Consider the following 16,913-nt stretch of genomic DNA (forward strand, 5'->3'; position numbering starts at 1 on the left):
CATCACGCACACGCGCGTCGCCGAGGCCGCGGACATCCCCTGCTCCTGCGGCAACCACGGCTGCCTGGAGACCATCGCGAGCGGTGCGGGCCTCGACCAGCTCCATGGCCAGGCGCGCCGCGCCGTAGAGCGCCGCGTCGGGGCCCGTGCGGGCGGACTCGATGCGCAGGGTCTGGGTGGCGAGCGGATGGCACGCCTCGTACACGCGGCTGCGGACCGCGGCGAGGAAGGGCTCGCTCGCGCTCATGCTCCCGGTGAGGAACACGGCGTGCGGGTTGAAGAAGTTGACCACGCCGGACAACACCTGACCGAGGTGCGTGCCGGCCGTGCGCACCAGCGTCGTGGCGATCGGATCGCCGTTGCGCGCCAGCTCCAGCACGTCGGCGGCGCCCGCGACGGCGACGCCGCGCTCGCGCATCTGCCGGACGAGGCCCGCACCGCTCGCGATGGTCTCCAGGCAGCCGTGGTTGCCGCAGGAGCAGGGGATGTCCGCGGCCTCGGCGACGCGCGTGTGCGTGATGTCCCCGGCCGCGGACGTGGCGCCGCGGTGCACGGAACCCGCCACGATGATGCCGCTTCCGATCGCGGTCCCCGCCTTGACCGTGATGCTGTGCTGGTCGCGCGTGAGGCTGCGGTGATGCTCGCCCAGGGCCATGAGGTTCGCGTCGTTGTCGACCACGGCCGGAACGCCGAAGCGCCCGGCCAGCGCCTCGCCGACGCGGAATCCGGGCCAGCCCGGCATACGGGAGGGCTGGTCCACGCTGCCGGACTCGAAGTCCACCGGCCCCGGGAGCGCGATGCCCACTGCTCGGATGTCTGCCTCGGCGGCGAGGGCGCGGAGCCCCGCCTCGACGAGGGCGAGCGTCGCCTCGGGGCCGTCCGCGATCGTGATCGGGATCGTCGCGGTCCGGTCGAGGTGACCGCCGAGATCGAGCAGCCCGAGCCGGGCGTGCTCGCCGCCGAGTTCCGCGGCCAGCACGCGATGCGGTGTGCCGCCCAGGGAGAGGCGGCGTGCGCGGCGTCCGCCGGACGACTGCGCCTGACCGTTCTCCCGCAGGATTCCGGCGTCCACGAGCTCCTGCACGCGGAGGGAGACGGTGGATGGGGCGATGCCGAGCAGCCGGGCGAGGTCGGAGCGCGACAGCGCTTCACCGCGCGTCACCAGCTCCACGATCTGCCGGGCGTGGTCGCCGGACGACGGGGGTTCGCGACGGTCCGGGGACCGGTCTGCGGGATGTGCCATGACACTTCCTTCGAGGTCGAATGAAGATCACTCTAGTGGCGAATGACCAACCAGTTCGGATAAATCACGGAACTCTCACGATCTGAGCCAGACATCCGATGTTCGACTGGAGTTTCGCGTGTCGCTCTGACAGGATGAGGGCATAACCCCGAATTACTTCGTTCGAACTCAAACGAAGCCTGGATCTGTTCGTGCCTGAGGAGGCATTTCAATGAAGAAGACTCACCTCGTCCCCGCGGCGGCGTTCACGGTGGGCGCCGCCCTCGTCCTCACCGGCTGCGGAGGCTCCAGCAGCAGCGCCGGTGGCGACGACAAGACCGTCGTGGTCGACATGTGGGCCGGATCCGCCGACGACACCAAGGCGCTGCAGGCTCAGATCGACGTCGCCAAGAAGCAGAACCCGGACCTCAAGATCGAGCTGCGCACCGCGCCGTGGAACGACTTCTTCACGAAGCTCACCACGAACATGGCCTCGGGCAACATGGCGTGCGTCACGGGCATGAACAGCGGCATGCTCTCCAGCTACACCGCAGGCTTCCAGAAGCTCACCGCGGACGATCTGAAGACCGCGGGCCTCAAGGAGGGCGACTTCGCCTCCGGCACCACCGAGATCCTGAAGAACAAGGGCGAGCTCTACGGCCTGCCGTTCGACACCGCGACCATGCTCGTCTACTACAACGCGGATCAGCTCAAGGCCGCGGGCGCGGCCGACCCGAAGCCGGGCTGGACCTTCGACGACTTCGAGAAGACCGCGAAGGCGGCCACCCGCGACGGCAAGCAGGGCTTCGCCGTCGGTATGGGCGACTTCCAGTGGCAGGCGCTGCCGATCGCCAAGGCGGGCGTGCAGCCGGCGACGCAGGACGGCAAGCTCCAGCTCACCGACAAGAAGTTCTCCGACGCCGCGACCTGGTACGCGGGCCTGGTCACCGACCAGAAGGTGGCGCTCCCCGTCGCCAGCGCCTCGGACGGCGGCTGGGGCGAGGACCAGTACTCCAACGGCAACGCGGCCATGGCCGTCGACGGCACGTGGAACGCGGTCAGCTACCTGAAGAACGAGGCGGGCTTCACCGCGGGCATGGCGCCGCTGCCGGGCGACGGCAAGGACTCGCTGAGCCTCATCCTCGGCTCGGGCTACGGCATCTCCAAGACCTGCAAGAACAAGGACGCCGCGCTCAAGGTGCTCGGATCCCTGCTCAGCAAGGACTCGCAGGACTACATCGCCTCCTCGGGCCGCAGCTACCCGGCGCGCACCGAGAGCCAGCCGCTGTACTTCGAGTCGATCGACGAGAAGTACCGCGCACAGGTCGAGGAGGTCTTCAAGGCCGCGTTCGCGAACGTGCAGGGTCAGTACGTCACCGACAACTGGTCGAAGGTCGGCAGCTACATCCAGCCGCAGCTCGTGAGCGTCTATAACGGCCAGACCCCCATGGCCGACGTGCTCAAGAGCGCGCAGGAGCAGTTCGGCAAGTGATCCCCTCCCGGCCCGGCGGATCCGTCCGCCGGGCCGGGACACCATCCTGGAAGAAGGAGGAACGGTGACCATCGCCGCATCCCGCCGTCGCGCGCCGCAGGACCGCCGCGGCGTCCCGGCCCGCCGCGGATCCCTCGCGCGGACAGAGGGCCGTCAGGCGCTCGGCTTCGCGAGCCCCGCCCTGATCGGCCTCGCCGTGTTCACCGTCGTGCCGGTCGTGCTCTCGATCGTGATGAGCTTCTACAACTGGCCCACGTTCGGCGACAAGACGTTCAACGGCGTCGGGAACTACATCAAGCTCTTCACGTCGAGCCCGGACTTCTGGCCCGCGATGCGCAACACCGCCGTCTTCACGGTCGTCTACGTGCCGCTCAGCATCGTCTGCTCCCTGATCCTGGCGATGTCCCTCGGGCCGCGGATCCGCGGACGCGGCGCGCTGCGCGTGCTCTTCTTCATCCCGGTCGTGACGCCCATGGTCGCGAGCGTCCTGGTGTGGAAGATGATGCTGCAGCCGCAGGGCCTCTTCAACGGGATCGCCCAGGGCTGGTTCGGCATCAAGCTCCCCAACTTCCTCGCCGACCCGTTCTGGGCGATGGCGATGGTCATCATCATGAGCGTCTGGCAGGGGCTCGGCTACAACATGCTCATCTTCTCGGCCGCCCTCGAGCAGTTGCCGGAATCGGTCATCGAGGCGGCGCGGATCGACGGGGCCTCCGGTTTCCGGATGCAGTGGAGCGTCGTGGTCCCGATGATCTCGCCGTCGATCTTCTTCGCGACGATCATGACCATGATCACGTCCCTGCAGGTCTTCGCGCAGCCGCAGCTGCTCACCGGCGGCGGTCCGGGCAATGCGACTCAGCCGCTCGTGCAGTTCATCTACAACCAGGGCTTCAAGTTCCAGGATCTCGGCATCGCCGCCGCCGGCGCGTGGATCCTGTTCGCGCTCATCATCATCATCACCGCGCTGCAGTTCGGAGCGCAGAAGAAGTGGGTGCACTATGAGCACTGATCTGCAGCAGAGCGCCCTCATCGCCTCGGACGAGTCGATCGAGGTCGCGGCCGAGGACCGCACCAAGCGCACCAAGGCGCCGCTCTCCGGCGCCGAGCGGACGCGCCTCATCATCGCCCACGTCTTCGTCTACCTCGCCGCGCTGATCTTCGTGTCGCCGCTGATCTACTCGTTCTTCTCGGCGCTCAAGCCGAACAACGAGATGTTCTCGATGCCGCCGAAGCTCATCGGCTCCGAGCTGCGCTGGTCGAACTTCGCCGACGTGTTCGCGTACGGTCCGTTCCTCACCTACATCGGCAACTCGTTCTTCGTGGCGATCGCCGGAACACTCGTCGTCCTCATCGTCTCCACGACCGCGGGCTACGCCTTCGGGCGTCTGCGCTGGAAGGGCCGCGACGCCGTGTTCGTGCTCTTCCTCGCGACCCTCATGGTCCCCGCCGAGGTGCTCGTCATCCCGATGTTCCAGGTCATGCAGTGGCTGAACTGGGTGGACACCTACCAGGCGCTGATCTTCCCGTTCGCGTTCACCGCCTTCGGCACGTTCCTCATGCGGCAGTTCTTCCGGGGGATCCCCTACGAGCTCGAAGAGGCCGCGCGCGTCGACGGCGCGGGGCCCGTGCGCTCGTTCCTGCAGATCATCCTCCCGCTCGCGAAGTCGGCGGTCGCGGTGCTCTCCGTGTTCACCTTCCTGTCGTTCTGGAACAGCTACCTCTGGCCGCTCATCGTCACGGTCGACTACAACGCGCACGGCACGCTCCCCGTGGGACTCGCGACCTTCTCCGGTCTCACCGGCACGCGCTGGGACCTGCAGATGGCGGCGGCGATCATCTCGATGGTGCCCACGACGATCCTCGTGATCGTGCTGCAGAAGCACCTGGTCAAGGGCATCGCGATGGCGGGGCTCGGCGGACGATGACCCACGACGCACACTCCGGTGCCGACCCGCACCGGCACACGAGCGCGCCCGTGATCGCGGGCATCGACATCGGCGGGACGAAGATCTCCGCCGTGCTGACCGACGAGTCCGGATCCGTCCTGGCCCGAGGCGTCGTACCGGCGCCGGCCGCGGAGGGCGGTCCCGCGATGGCGGACGCCGCAGCGGGCCTCGTGCTCCGGCTGTGCGGCGTGATCGGAGCGCCCCTGGCCGGCGCCGGCGTCGGTGCGGCCGGTGTGATCGACCAGGAGCGCGGCGTCGTGGTCGCCGCCTCCGCCACGTTCACGGACTGGAGCGGCTTCCCCCTGGCGGAGGAGCTCGAAGGCCGACTCGGCGCACCCGTGTGGGTCGAGAACGACGTGAACGCGTTCCTCCTCGGCGAGCTGCGCTGGGGTGCGGCCCGCGGCGAGAGCGACGTGCTCGGCATCATGCTCGGCACCGGAGTGGGAGGCGCGATCGCCCTCGGCGGCGCCGTACACCACGGCGTGCACGGCGCGGCGGGGGAGATCGGGCACACGCCGGGATTCAGCGAGCTCGTCTGCACCTGCGGGCAGACCGGGCATCTCGAGACGCTCGCCTCCGGCACCTCGATCACGCGCCGCTATCGCGCGGCCACGGGATCCGACGCCTCCGCTCCGGAGATCGCCGATCGCGCCAGGGGCGGCGAGGCCGCTGCGCTCGCCGTCTTCGCAGACGCGGCGCGGGCGACCGCGCTCGCCGCGTCCATCACGGCATCACTGCTCGATCTCGGCATGGTCGTGGTCGGCGGCGGAGTCCGCGAGGCCTGGGACCTGCTCGAACCCGGCATCCTCGAGACGCTGCGCACCGACGCCCCGGTCTCCGGGTTCCCGCTGCGCATCGTGCCCGCCGAGATCTCGGCCGACGCCGTCGCCCGGGGAGCAGCGGCGCTCGCGTCCGCGCGGCTCGCCGATTCCGTCCCCGCCACCGTCTGAACCGTCCGCACCCCTGAGAAGGAACCCACGCCGTCATGACAGCGCCCACCCCGCACCTCCGCCCCGAGGCCGACACGGTCTGGATGGGGCCGCTCCCGCCCGTCGAGGACGGAGGGCTCGTCCGTCCGCGGATCGGCATCGCCGGGATCTCGATCGAGTCCAGCACCTTCTCGCCGCACATCTCCGGCGACGAGGCCTTCACGATCCGCGAGGGCGCCGAGCTCGTCGGCTACTACCCGTTCCTCGACGAGGAGCGTGAGCTGCGAGCGGCGGCGGAGTGGGTCCCGATCCATCACGGCCGCTCGCTTCCGGGAGGTGCCGTGGCGCTGGCCACCTACCTGCGGATGAAGGAGGCGATCGTTCACGGCATCCGCGCCGAGATCGCCGCGGGCGGTCCGTTCGACGGCTTCTTCTTCGACATCCACGGCGCCATGAGCGTCGTCGGGATGCAGGACGCGGAGGGGGACCTCGCGGCAGCCGTGCGCGCCGAGCTCGGCGACGACGTGCTCGTGTCGACCTCGATGGACCTGCACGGCAACGTGTCGGAGGTGCTGCGCGACGCCCTGGATCTGCTCACCTGCTATCGGATGGCGCCGCACGAGGACTGGATGAACACCAAGGAGCGCGCGGTGTGGAACCTGCTCGCGCGCCTGCGCGGTCCGCACGGATCCGATCCGCTGCTCCGCCGCCCCTTCAAGGCATGGGTCCCCGTTCCCGTGCTGCTGCCGGGGGAGAAGACGAGCACCCGACTGGAGCCGGCGCGCGGCATCTACGCGCAGGTGCCGGACGTCGAGGAGCTCGACGGCGTCGTGGACGCGGCGATCTGGGTCGGATACGCGTGGGCCGACGAGCCGCGCAACATGGCGATCGTGATGGTGACCGGCGACGACCGCACCGTGATCGCCCGCGAGGCGGAGCGGCTGGCACGGGAGTACTGGGACGCCCGCGCCGACTTCGTCTTCGTGGGCCCGACCGCGGGCCTCGGTGAGGCGCTCGATCGCGCGCTCGCACCGGGAGCCGCTCGCCCGTACGTGATCTCCGACTCCGGCGACAACCCCACGGCGGGCGGCGCCGGCGACGTGTCCTGGACGCTCGGCGAGCTGCTCGCGCGCCCGGAGCTCGCAGAGCCGGGGCGCGTCGTCGTGCACGCCTCCGTCTTCGATCCCGCGGCGGTCGCGCAGGCCGTGGCCGCGGGCGTCGGCGCCGCCGTCGACCTCGAGGTGGGCGGCCGGGTGGATCCGGGTCCGCGCGGCCCCGTGCCGATCTCGGGCGAGGTCTTCTCGATCACCGAGGGCGATCCCGAGGCGGGCACGCAGGTCGTGATCCGCGCCGGCAGCGTGCACGCGATCGTCACCGAGCGCCGCAAGCCCTTCCACCACCTCGACGACTTCCGCATGCTGGGACTGGATCCCGAGGCCGCCGACATCGTGATCGTGAAGATCGGCTACCTCGAGCCCGAGCTGTACGACCTCGCCGCCGACTGGACGCTCGCGCTCACGCCGGGTGGCGTGGACCAGGATCTGCTCCGCCTGGGGCACCACCGGCTCGCACCCGGTGTCTTCCCGTTCGACACCGACGGTGAGCCGGCCCTGACGGCGCACGTGAGCCGTCGCGGAGAGGAGCTGCCCGCATGATGAACTTCGAGAAGCGCACCGGACCCGACTTCGGATCCGCCGCACCCGCCTACCCGGATGCCGCCGTGCCGGACTGGTACCGTGACGCCAAACTCGGCTTCTTCGTGCACTGGGGCCTGTACTCCGTGCCCGCCTGGGCCGTGCAGCACGGCGAGGGCGTGAACATCCCCACCGAGGACGCCTACGCCTGGCACCAGTACGCGGAGTGGTACGGCAACACCGTGCGGATCACGGGAAGCCCGACCTGGCAGCGGCATCAGGAGCTCTACGGACCCGGGACGTCCTACGAGGACCTCGCCGACCTCTGGGACGCATCGTCCTTCGACGCGGACGCGTTCGTCGGCGAGCTCGTGGATGCGGGGGCGCGCTACGTCATCCCCACCACCAAGCACCACGAGGGCTTCTGCCTGTGGGGGACCGGTACGACCGGATTCAACGCGGTGGCCCGCGGACCCCGGCGCGATCTGATCGCGGAGCTCCACGACGCCACGCGCCGTGCGGGCGCGCGGTTCGGCGTGTACTTCTCCGGCGCGCTGGACTGGCATGCGAGCGACTTCCCGGCGATCGAGTCCGACACCGACCTGTTCCGCTACCGCCGCAACGACGAGCACTTCTCGCGCTACGCCGCCGCGCAGCTCGACGAGCTCGTCGAGCGCTTCTCACCCGACGTGCTCTGGAACGACATCGAGTGGCCAGACGGCGGCAAGGGGAACGACGACTTCGCGGTCGCGGCACTCCTGCGCCGCTACTTCGCACGGGTGCCGGACGGCGTCGTGAACGACCGCTGGGGTGTGCCGTACCACGGCTTCCTCACGCGGGAGTACACGCACATCCCCGGGATCCTCGATGCTCCGTGGGAGTCCACGCGCGGCCTCGGCTACTCGTTCGGGTACAACCAGGCGGAGGACGAGCGCCAGACGCTGTCCGGCCCGGACCTGATCCGGATGCTCGTCGACGTCGTCTCCAAGAACGGCAACCTGCTCATCAACGTCGGTCCCGATGCGGCCGGGCGGATCCCCGAGCTGCAGCGCCGGACGATGCGCGACCTCGGCGCCTGGATGCGCACGAATGGCGAGACGATCCATGGCACGCGCCCCTGGCTGCGCTTCGGCGAGGAGACCGGCGAGCCGCGCCGCTATACCCAGTCGGCTGCCGGCGTGCACGTGCACGCGCTCGACCCCAGCGCCGGGGAGCTCCGTCTCCCGGCCGAGCTGACCGACGGCACGGCGCGCTGGGCGGACGGCTCCGCCGCGGAGTCGGAGAGCGCGACGGACGGTGCGCGGATCGTGCGCATCCCCGCCGGGCTGAGCGACGAGCCCGTCGCCACCCTCACGGTCGCACCGTGACGCGGATCGCGCTCGAGATCGCGGTTGACGGGCCGGCGGGGGCGCGGACCGCGTTCGAGAGCGGCGCCGATCGGGTGGAGCTCTGCCAGGCGCTCGCCGCGACCGGAGGCCTGACGCCCTCGGGCGCCACGGTCGACGCGGTGCTCGCCGTCGCCGGCGATCCTGCGCGCGTCGCCGTGCTCGTGCGGCCCCGCGGGGGCGGATTCGTCTACAGCGCCGAGGAGGTCGACCTCGTGGCGGCCGACATCGCCGATGTCGTCCGCCGGGGCGCCGGGGCGGTCGTGGTCGGCGCCCTGACCGCCGCGGGAGCGGTCGACCGACGCGCGCTGGACGCGTGGCGGCAGGCGGCCGGCGCCGCGGACCTCGTCTTCCATCGCGCGATCGACGCGGTGCCGGAGCCGGCGGCGATCGTTGACGACCTCATCGCGGGCGGGGTGCGCCGCGTGCTCAGCAGCGGTCGCGCGGCGCGCAGCATCGACGGGGTCGAGACTCTGCGCGGGCTCGTCGCCGCGGCGGACGGCGGACTCGAGATCATGGCCGGGGGAGGAGTGCGCGTGGAAGACGTCGCCGGGCTCCTGGCGGCCGGGGTCGACGCGGTCCATCTGTCGGCGCGCCGGCCCTCCGGGGACACGACGCCGAGCGGACCCGGCGGCGGGGATCCCGGTTTCGACGTGACCGACGCAGAGATCGTGCGGCGGGCCGCCGCCGCGCTGCGGGGCTGATCCCGGGCCCCGCTCTCCTTCTCGGAGAGGGGGCCCTGGAGGACGAACGAGCGCGACGCCCCGAGAGGGACGTCGCGCTCGTCTTTTCGCCGGTGCGCGGGTCAGGGCGTGCTGGTCGGCGCGGGCGTCGAGCCCGACGACGAGGCGTCCGGAACCGTGAGCGGTGCTTCGACGCCGGCGCCCCAGACCGGCGCGGGGAGCGTGGTGTCGGTCTTGCCGTCGCGGATGGCGCGCAGGGCATCGGCGATCGCGGGCGCGTTCTCCGGCACGGGGAGGCCGCACTTGCGCAGCTCGGACGCGAACTCCAGCGTCAGCCGGGTCTTGCCCGCCTCGACCGCCTGTGCGGTGGTGCCGGTGCGCTTGTCGCTGCCGGTCTGGATGGCCGAGACCTCCTCGCACACGTGGTAGACGGTGCCGCCGTCGACCCAGACGACCTGGTCCTTGCCGAGCAGCTGGATCACGGTGGACTGGTCCGCCGTGTACTGCTCGACGGACGGCGGGTTGAAGTCGATCCCGAGCACGACGGCGAGAGCCGCGAGCGCGATGCCCACGATGCCCGCGATCGTCTTCTGCCCCTTGTCCATGTCCTTGTTCAGGAACACGAGGATGATGAGCGGCACGAACGCGATGATCGCGATGATCGCGCCCAGCTGGTTCTGCACGAAGAACCGCACGGTGTCCGAGCGACGGGCCGGATCCAGGCGGTTCGCCTTCTTCCAGAGGAACGATCCGGTGATCGACAGCGCCGCGATCACGACGAACAGCACGATGAGCGTGATGAACGCCCACTGCGGGAACGTCGCGGTCGCGCCCTGCTGCTCGAGGAGCCCGGTGTCGGGGTTGCGGACGAGCTCGCCGTCGCCGCCGGTGACCTGGCGCTGCCGGAGCAGCCAGAAGATGCCGAACGCCTCGGCGGCGATCGCGACGACCCAGAGCACCACGGCGATCCAGCGGAACCGCGTCGCCTTCGCCTTGGCCTCGGGGGTGGGGGTCCAGCCGGCGGGAGGATCCGCCGGCGCGTCGGTGGAAGCCGCGGCGCTGGTCGACGCGGGTGCGGGCTTGCTCGCCGCGCGGGCGGGCTTCTTGCTGCTGTTCTCGGGCACGGTGGTCCTTTCCGCCTGGTGCAGGACCGAGCCTAGCGGCGGGGGCCCGCTGATCCGGGGAAATCGGTCGCTACGCTGGACGCATGACGACCGATCCGGACGACGCGCTGCGCTGGGAGGGCGACGAGCCCGCCGCGCCGGACGCCCCCGCGAAGCAGGAGCGCCCGACCGACGCCGCGCCGCCTCAGGCCCCGCAGGGGGATCCCGGGGCGGTGCACACCTCTGCCGCCGGCATCGAGGCGCCCGTCGCCGCCGCGGCCGCCGCGGCGGAGGCGTCGCCTGCCGAAGTCGATGTCGAGGACGAGGAGGAGCCCGAGGGGACCGGCAACGTCGCCCTGGTGTTCTACGGGATCATCGGCGGCGTGTACCTGCTCTTCGCGGTGGGCTGGATCGTGGGCGGCTTCCGTCTGCGGCCGCGGGCCTCGCTCCTGCTCGGGGACTGGACGTATTTCCCGTGGATGTGGCTCGCGGCGCTCGCGCCGGTGCTGTGGTTCGCGGCGACCTGGGTGCTCACCCGAGGCACCGCGACCTGGATCCGGATCGTGGCGCTGATCGGCGGTGCGGTGCTGCTCGTGCCGTGGCCCTTCGTGATGTTCGGGACGGTGGGGGCATGAGCGCAGAAGTCAGGACGACCCTGGATCCGCGGCGCCCCCGCTGGATCCTGTACACCCTGCTCGGCCTGTTCGGGCTCCTCTACGCCTACGCGGTGTGGAACGCGATCGCCTACACGATCCCGCTCGCCGGGCTCGCGATCGGTGCGACCACGTGGGTGGCGCTGATCCTCGCGATCATCCTGCCCGTGGTGGTCTACGTGCTCGCGATCGCGATCACCCGCCGACGCGGACTCGGCACGGTCGCCCTCGTGCTCTTCGCCGGGCTCGGGGTGGTCGCGGTGTTCTGGCTGGACGTGGTCGGCTACACGCTGTCCGGCGCGCACTGACCCGCGGCGTCACACGGTCCGGAGGGCACGGCGCGCTCCGGTAGAGTGTTCGCACTATCGCGCCCCGACGGTGCGGCGCATCCGGATCCCCCTTCCCAGCCCCGAAGGATCTCTCTGTGCCCGAGAACGCCGTGAACACGTCCGCCCGCAAGCCCGTCGTCCTGCTCGCCGAGACGCTGTCTCCGGCCACGGTCGACGCACTCGGCCCCGACTTCGACGTCCGCTCGGTGGACGGCACCGACCGGGAGGCGCTGTTCGCCGCCCTCGCGGACGCCGACGCCGTGCTCATCCGCTCGGCCACGAAGATCGACGCGGAGGCGCTCTCGCACGCCCCCGTGCTGAAGGTCGTCGCGCGTGCCGGCGTGGGCCTGGACAACGTCGACATCAAGGCGGCGACCGCAGCCGGCGTCATGGTCGTGAACGCGCCCACGTCGAACATCGTCTCGGCCGCCGAGCTCACGGTCGGCCACATCCTCAGCCTCGCCCGCCGCATCCCGGCGGCGCACGCCTCGCTCTCGGCCGGTGCGTGGAAGCGCAGCTCCTACACCGGCGCCGAGCTCTTCGAGAAGACGGTCGGCATCGTCGGCCTCGGCCGGATCGGCGCGCTGGTCGCCGCACGTCTGGCCGCATTCGACATGCGCGTCGTCGCCTACGACCCCTATGTCACGAGCGCCCGTGCCCAGCAGCTCGGCGTTCAGCTGCTGAGCCTCGACGAACTCGTCGCGGAGAGCGACTTCCTCACGATCCACATGCCCAAGACGCCGGAGACGACCGGCATGATCGGCGCGGAGCAGTTCCGTGCGATGAAGCCCACCGCGTACGTCGTGAACGTCGCCCGTGGCGGTCTCATCGACGAGGAGGCGCTGCTCGTCGCCCTGCAGAACGGCGAGATCGCGGGTGCGGGCCTGGACGTCTTCACCTCCGAGCCGCCGGTCGAGGGAAGCGCGGCGCGCGCCCTCACCGCGCAGCCGAACGTCGTCGTCACCCCGCACCTCGGCGCGTCGACGGACGAGGCGCAGGAGAAGGCCGGCGTCTCGGTGGCGCGTTCCGTGCGGCTCGCCCTCGGCGGCGACCTGGTCCCGGATGCGGTCAACGTCGCCGGTGGCGTGATCGACCCGTACGTGCGTCCGGGCATCCCGCTCACCGAGAAGCTCGGCCAGATCCTGTCCGGTCTTGCGCAGTCGCCGCTGACCAGCCTCGACGTCGAGGTGCACGGCGAGCTCAACGGGTACGAGGTGGGCGTGCTGCGACTCGCCGCGCTCAAGGGCGTGTTCACCCCGATCGTCAGCGAGACGGTCTCGTACGTGAACGCGCCGCTGCTCGCCGAGCAGCGCGGCGTCGCCGTGCGCCTGGTGCAGGACGACATCAGCGAGGAGTACCGCAACGTCATCACGCTGCGCGGCGCTCTCGCCGACGGCAGCCAGGTCTCCGTGTCGGGCACCCTCACGGGCCCCAAGCAGATCGAGAAGCTCGTCGCGATCAACGGTCACGCCGTGGAGCTGCCGATCGAGAAGCACCACGTCGTCATGCTGTACACGGACCGTCCCGGCATCGTCGCGGTCTACGGCCAGCGCTTCGGCGAGGCCGGGATCAACATCGCCGGCATGCAGATCGCCCGCGAGAACGCCGGTGGCCAGGCCCTGTCGGTGCTCACGCTCGACTCGCCGATCCCCGAGGTGCTGCTCGACGAGGTGCGCGAGGCGATCGACGCCGACCTGTTCCGTCAGATCGAGCTCGTCGAGGCGTGATCCTCGCCCTTCGGGGCCGCTGAGCGCGCTGGTGAACCCCCTCGGGGGTCGTTGAGCGAGCGGGGCGAACCCCCTCGGGGTCGTTGAGCGAGCGGGGCGAACCCCCTCGGGGTCGTTGAGCGAGCGGGGCGAACCCCCTCGGGGTCGTTGAGCGAGCCGGTCGAACCCCTTTGGGGGTCGTTGAGCGAGCGCAGCGAGACGAAACGCGGTGCCCTTGCGAGGGCGCCGCGTTTCGTCTCGGTCGCCTGCGGCGTCCTCGCTCAACGACCCCGAGGGGCGGCTGGGGCGTCCTCGCTCAACGACCCCGGCCCCGGGTCGCCTGCGGCGTCCTCGCTCAACGTCCCCGAGGGGTGCCTGCAGCGCCCTACGCACAGCGGCCCCGGGGACGGTCGCCTGCGGCGTCCTCGCCGCCGATGTGCGTCGGGCGCGGTCTCAGCCCTCGACGGTGCGGAGTACGAGAGCGACCAGCGCGTCGAAGTCCGCCCCGGTGGGGAGGACGCCGTCCGCGTCGTCTGCGGGACCGTGCGAGTCCAGGGCGTTGTTGAAGAACAGCCCGTCGCTGAGCAGCATGACGAGGTCGAGCGCCGCCTGATCGCGCACGTGCGGGCGGATCGCCTCGGCCGACTCCTCGCGCATGCGGTGCAGCACGTCCGTGGCGGCCCTGCTGCCGCTCTGGGCCAGGCAGGACGCCGCGATGATCGCCCGGTCGAGGGCGTCGTCCATCATGACCGAGGTGCGCAGGTAATACTCGACCGGTCCCTCGGATGCGGAGCGGATCCGCTCGATGTCCTCGGCCGCGAGGGCGTCGAGACGTGCGATCATCGCGGTCGCGAGCTCGTCCTTCGAGGCGAAGTGGTAGAGCAGTCCGCCTTTGGAGACTCCCGCCGCCCGGGCGACGGCGTCGAGGGTCGCGGCGCGCTCGCCGTCGGAGATCAGCAGCGCCTCATAGGCGTCGAGGACGCGCTCACGGGCATGCGGAGGTCTGGCCATGTCTGTTACTATACCATCCGGACGGTTTAGTAATTCGTCCCTCATTGACAGATCCGAGAGGTGCACCATGTCCGCAACAGCGTCGATCTCCCTGCCGGGGACCGAGGACGGCCCCCGCGTCGGCGCGCGCGGATGGGCGGCGCTGGTCGTGCTCATGCTGCCGGTGCTGCTGGTCTCCGTCGACAACACCGTGCTGTCGTTCGCGCTGCCGGAGATCTCCACGGCGCTGAGCCCCAGCGGCGTCGAGCAGCTGTGGATCATCGACGTCTACCCGCTCGTGCTCGCCGGCCTGCTGGTGACGATGGGCACGCTCGGCGACCGCTTCGGGCGGCGGAAGATGCTGCTCATCGGCGCCACCGGTTTCGCGCTCGTCTCCGCGCTCGCCGCATTCGCCCCGACCGCGGGCCTGCTGATCGCGGCTCGTGCCCTGCTCGGGTTCTTCGGCGCGATGCTGATGCCGTCGACGCTCTCGCTATTGCGCTCGGTGTTCCAGAACCGCGAGCAGCGCCGTCTCGCGATCGCGGTGTGGGCGGCGGCGTTCTCCGCCGGATCCGCGCTCGGACCGATCGTCGGGGGAGTGCTGCTCGAGCACTTCGCGTGGGGATCCGTGTTCCTCGTCGCCGTCCCGGTGCTCATCCCGCTGCTGATCCTCGCGCCGATCCTGGTGCCGGAGAGCCGGGATCCGAACCCGGGGCGGATCGACCTGCTCAGCATCCTGATGTCGATGGCCACCATGGTGCCCGTGGTGTACGCGATCAAGGAGTTCGCCGTCGACGGCGTCTCGCCGCTCGTCGTGATCCTGATCGTCCTCGGCGTGGGCATGGGCGTGCTCTTCGTGCGCCGCCAGTTGCGTGCCGAGGTCCCGATGCTCGACATGGGGTTGTTCCGGCGCGGGATGTTCAGCGGCGCGATCCTGGTGAACCTGCTCAGCGTCGTGGCGCTCGTCGGCTTCCTGTACTACGTGTCGCAGCATCTGCAGCTCGTGCTCGGGTTGAAGCCCGTCGACGCCGGCCTCGCGCTCATCCCGGGCATGGCCATGATGATCGTCTCGGGTCTCGTCGTCGTGCCGATCGCGCGTCGGGTGCGCCCCGAGGTCCTCGTGCCGTCGGCCCTGGTGTTCTCGCTCGCCGGCTATCTCGTCGTCGCGTTCACCACGCACGCGCACGGCGTCGCCCCGCTGATCGTCGCGTTCGTGCTGCTCGGCATCGGCATCGGCGCCGCGGAGACCGTCTCGAACGAGCTCATCCTCGCGGCTGCGCCACCGGAGAAGGCCGGTGCCGCGAGCGCCGTCTCCGAGACCGCGTACGAGCTGGGCGCCGTGCTCGGCACGACGATCCTGGGCGGCATCATCACCGCGTTCTACCGCAGCTCCCTGATCGTGCCCGCGGGCGTGCCGGATGCCGTGGCCGACCGCGCCAGGGAGACGCTGGCCGGAGCGTTCTCCGCGGCCGAGAAGCTCCCGGACGCCCTGGGCACCGCACTGCAGCAGGCGGCCGCCGACGCCTTCGGCACCGGTGTGATGGTGACGTCGCTCATCGGCGGCGGGCTCGTCGTCGTCGCGGCCGTGATCGCCGCGCTGACTCTCGGCCGCCGCCTCCGCTGACCGCCATTCTCGAGTCGTCCCCCTCAGCACGGTCTATGGGTCGTGCTGAGGGGGACGACTCGTTGTCTTGAGGGGCTCCGGCTGCCGATAGCCTGGGATCCTCCACCCGCAACAATTGAGGAGCGCCTGTGTCTGTCGCCTCGTCCCGTGTCGTGAAGCTCGCCGTCATCCCCGGGGACGGCATCGGTCCCGAGGTCGTCGCCGAGGCCGAGAAGGTCCTCGACGCGGTGACCGCGGACAGCGGCGTGACCTTCGAGAAGACGCGCTTCTCGCTCGGCGCCGCACGCTTCCTGGAGACCGGCGACACGCTCACCGACACGGACCTCGACGAGATCCGCACCCATGACGCGATCCTGCTCGGCGCCGTCGGCGGACAGCCGGGGGATCCGCGCCTCAAGGACGCGAACATCGAGCGCGGCCTGCTGCTGAAGCTCCGCTTCGAGCTCGACCACTACGTGAACCTGCGGCCCTCCCGGCTGTACCCCGGATCGACCGGCCCGCTGGCGGACCCGGGCGAGATCGACTTCGTCGTGGTCCGCGAGGGCACCGAGGGCCCCTACGTCGGCAACGGCGGCGCCATCCGCAAGGGCACGCCGCACGAGGTCGCGAACGAGACCAGCGTCAACACGGCGTTCGGCGTCGAACGGGTCGTCCGCTACGCCTTCGCCCTCGCCGAGAAGCGCCGCAAGAAGCTCACGCTCGTGCACAAGACCAACGTGCTCGTGCACGCCGGCGCGATCTGGAAGCGGATCGTCGACGAAGTGGCGCTCGAGCACCCCGACGTGGCCGTAGACTACCTGCACGTCGACGCGGCCACGATCTTCCTGGTCACCCACCCTTCGCGCTTCGACGTGATCGTCACCGACAACCTCTTCGGGGACATCCTCACGGATCTGGCCGGCGCCGTCACCGGTGGCATCGGCCTCGCCGCCTCGGGCAACATCAACCCCGACGGCGCGTTCCCGTCGATGTTCGAGCCCGTGCACGGCTCGGCACCCGACATCGCGGGTCAGCAGAAGGCCGACCCCACCGCAGCGATCCTCTCGGTCGCCCTGCTCCTGGACCACCTGGGGCTCGTCGACGAGGCCGCACGCGTGCAGCGCGCGGTCCAGGAGGACGTCGCATCGCGGGAAGGCACCCGCACCACCGAACAGACCGGCGCGGCGATCATCGCGCGACTCCAGGCGTAACCTGAAGTCACGCGCACGACGCCGTCC

Annotated in this window: 14 protein-coding genes and 1 pseudogene; 12 read left to right on the forward strand and 3 right to left on the reverse strand. The window is 70.7% G+C overall.

Going from position 1 to position 16,913, the window contains the following annotated elements:
- Window positions 1-163 precede the first annotated feature (163 nt).
- Window positions 164-1,243: pseudogene (locus J8G10_RS18020) on the reverse strand (ROK family protein); the annotation flags it as partial.
- A 211-nt stretch (window positions 1,244-1,454) separates the two neighbouring features.
- Between J8G10_RS18020 and J8G10_RS18025 the strand changes: the two are divergent.
- The 7 genes from J8G10_RS18025 to J8G10_RS18055 all read left to right on the forward strand — a co-directional run bounded on the left by J8G10_RS18025 (window position 1,455) and on the right by J8G10_RS18055 (window position 9,312).
- The gene (locus J8G10_RS18025; protein ID WP_251448303.1) at window positions 1,455-2,714 is read left to right on the forward strand and encodes an ABC transporter substrate-binding protein; all 1,260 of its coding nucleotides are present in this window, start codon (window positions 1,455-1,457) and stop codon (window positions 2,712-2,714) included.
- A 64-nt stretch (window positions 2,715-2,778) separates the two neighbouring features.
- Complete coding sequence (locus tag J8G10_RS18030) at window positions 2,779-3,723, forward strand: carbohydrate ABC transporter permease (protein WP_251448306.1); 945 nt, start codon at window positions 2,779-2,781, stop codon at window positions 3,721-3,723.
- Window positions 3,713-4,639, forward strand: coding sequence for a carbohydrate ABC transporter permease (locus J8G10_RS18035; protein ID WP_251448309.1), 927 nt, complete (start codon window positions 3,713-3,715; stop codon window positions 4,637-4,639). The genes J8G10_RS18030 and J8G10_RS18035 overlap by 11 nt, the downstream gene beginning before the upstream one ends.
- Window positions 4,636-5,610: an ROK family protein gene (locus tag J8G10_RS18040; protein ID WP_251448312.1), complete on the forward strand. Its 975-nt coding sequence runs from the start codon at window positions 4,636-4,638 to the stop codon at window positions 5,608-5,610. Before J8G10_RS18035 ends, J8G10_RS18040 begins: the two co-directional genes overlap by 4 nt.
- Window positions 5,611-5,693: 83 nt before the next feature.
- On the forward strand, window positions 5,694-7,244 hold the full coding sequence (locus tag J8G10_RS18045) for a M81 family metallopeptidase (protein ID WP_374208794.1): 1,551 nt from the start codon (window positions 5,694-5,696) through the stop codon (window positions 7,242-7,244).
- Window positions 7,241-8,590 carry an alpha-L-fucosidase gene (locus J8G10_RS18050; RefSeq protein ID WP_251448319.1) on the forward strand — a complete coding sequence of 450 codons (1,350 nt, stop codon included), beginning with the start codon at window positions 7,241-7,243 and terminating at the stop codon, window positions 8,588-8,590. Before J8G10_RS18045 ends, J8G10_RS18050 begins: the two co-directional genes overlap by 4 nt.
- Window positions 8,587-9,312 (forward strand): copper homeostasis protein CutC, encoded by a 726-nt coding sequence (locus tag J8G10_RS18055; protein ID WP_251448322.1) that lies wholly within the window; start codon window positions 8,587-8,589, stop codon window positions 9,310-9,312. The genes J8G10_RS18050 and J8G10_RS18055 overlap by 4 nt, the downstream gene beginning before the upstream one ends.
- A 101-nt stretch (window positions 9,313-9,413) precedes the next feature.
- On the opposite strand, the gene J8G10_RS18060 is transcribed toward J8G10_RS18055, so the two are convergent.
- A complete protein-coding gene (locus tag J8G10_RS18060) occupies window positions 9,414-10,415 on the reverse strand; it encodes a tetraspanin family protein (RefSeq protein ID WP_251448325.1) in 1,002 nt (333 codons plus the stop codon).
- A gap of 83 nt (window positions 10,416-10,498) precedes the next feature.
- Between J8G10_RS18060 and J8G10_RS18065 the strand changes: the two genes are divergently transcribed.
- The 3 genes from J8G10_RS18065 to serA all read left to right on the forward strand — a co-directional run bounded on the left by J8G10_RS18065 (window position 10,499) and on the right by serA (window position 13,103).
- Window positions 10,499-11,029, forward strand: a complete 531-nt coding sequence (locus J8G10_RS18065) for a hypothetical protein (protein ID WP_251448328.1) — start codon at window positions 10,499-10,501, stop codon at window positions 11,027-11,029.
- Complete coding sequence (locus J8G10_RS18070; protein WP_251448331.1) at window positions 11,026-11,355, forward strand: hypothetical protein; 330 nt, start codon at window positions 11,026-11,028, stop codon at window positions 11,353-11,355. The genes J8G10_RS18065 and J8G10_RS18070 overlap by 4 nt, the downstream gene beginning before the upstream one ends.
- A gap of 116 nt (window positions 11,356-11,471) precedes the next feature.
- Window positions 11,472-13,103: a phosphoglycerate dehydrogenase gene (gene serA / locus J8G10_RS18075; RefSeq protein WP_251448334.1), complete on the forward strand. Its 1,632-nt coding sequence runs from the start codon at window positions 11,472-11,474 to the stop codon at window positions 13,101-13,103.
- A 432-nt stretch (window positions 13,104-13,535) separates the two neighbouring features.
- Here the strand turns inward: serA and J8G10_RS18080 are convergent, their stop codons facing one another.
- Window positions 13,536-14,093 carry a TetR/AcrR family transcriptional regulator gene (locus J8G10_RS18080; RefSeq protein ID WP_251448337.1) on the reverse strand — a complete coding sequence of 186 codons (558 nt, stop codon included), beginning with the start codon at window positions 14,091-14,093 and terminating at the stop codon, window positions 13,536-13,538.
- A gap of 67 nt (window positions 14,094-14,160) precedes the next feature.
- Between J8G10_RS18080 and J8G10_RS18085 the strand changes: the two genes are divergently transcribed.
- Both J8G10_RS18085 and J8G10_RS18090 read left to right on the forward strand, forming a co-directional pair.
- A complete protein-coding gene (locus tag J8G10_RS18085; protein WP_251448340.1) occupies window positions 14,161-15,696 on the forward strand; it encodes an MFS transporter in 1,536 nt (511 codons plus the stop codon).
- A gap of 128 nt (window positions 15,697-15,824) precedes the next feature.
- Window positions 15,825-16,886, forward strand: coding sequence for a 3-isopropylmalate dehydrogenase (locus J8G10_RS18090; protein ID WP_251448343.1), 1,062 nt, complete (start codon window positions 15,825-15,827; stop codon window positions 16,884-16,886).
- Window positions 16,887-16,913: the final 27 nt, after the last annotated feature.

The organism is Microbacterium sp. USTB-Y (genome assembly GCF_023703415.1).
Lineage (GTDB): Bacteria > Actinomycetota > Actinomycetes > Actinomycetales > Microbacteriaceae > Microbacterium.

What these genes read in the sequence shown, in the direction of transcription:
- J8G10_RS18035 (WP_251448309.1), top strand. Translation starts at nt 3,713, where the DNA reads ATGAGCACTGATCTGCAGCAGAGCGCCCTCATCGCCTCGGACGAGTCG.
- J8G10_RS18045 (WP_374208794.1), top strand. Translation starts at nt 5,694, where the DNA reads ATGGGGCCGCTCCCGCCCGTCGAGGACGGAGGGCTCGTCCGTCCGCGG.
- J8G10_RS18070 (WP_251448331.1), top strand. Translation starts at nt 11,026, where the DNA reads ATGAGCGCAGAAGTCAGGACGACCCTGGATCCGCGGCGCCCCCGCTGG.
- J8G10_RS18080 (WP_251448337.1), bottom strand. Translation starts at nt 14,093, where the DNA reads ATGGCCAGACCTCCGCATGCCCGTGAGCGCGTCCTCGACGCCTATGAG.
- J8G10_RS18050 (WP_251448319.1), top strand. Translation starts at nt 7,241, where the DNA reads ATGATGAACTTCGAGAAGCGCACCGGACCCGACTTCGGATCCGCCGCA.
- J8G10_RS18025 (WP_251448303.1), top strand. Translation starts at nt 1,455, where the DNA reads ATGAAGAAGACTCACCTCGTCCCCGCGGCGGCGTTCACGGTGGGCGCC.
- J8G10_RS18065 (WP_251448328.1), top strand. Translation starts at nt 10,499, where the DNA reads ATGACGACCGATCCGGACGACGCGCTGCGCTGGGAGGGCGACGAGCCC.
- J8G10_RS18040 (WP_251448312.1), top strand. Translation starts at nt 4,636, where the DNA reads ATGACCCACGACGCACACTCCGGTGCCGACCCGCACCGGCACACGAGC.
- J8G10_RS18085 (WP_251448340.1), top strand. Translation starts at nt 14,161, where the DNA reads ATGTCCGCAACAGCGTCGATCTCCCTGCCGGGGACCGAGGACGGCCCC.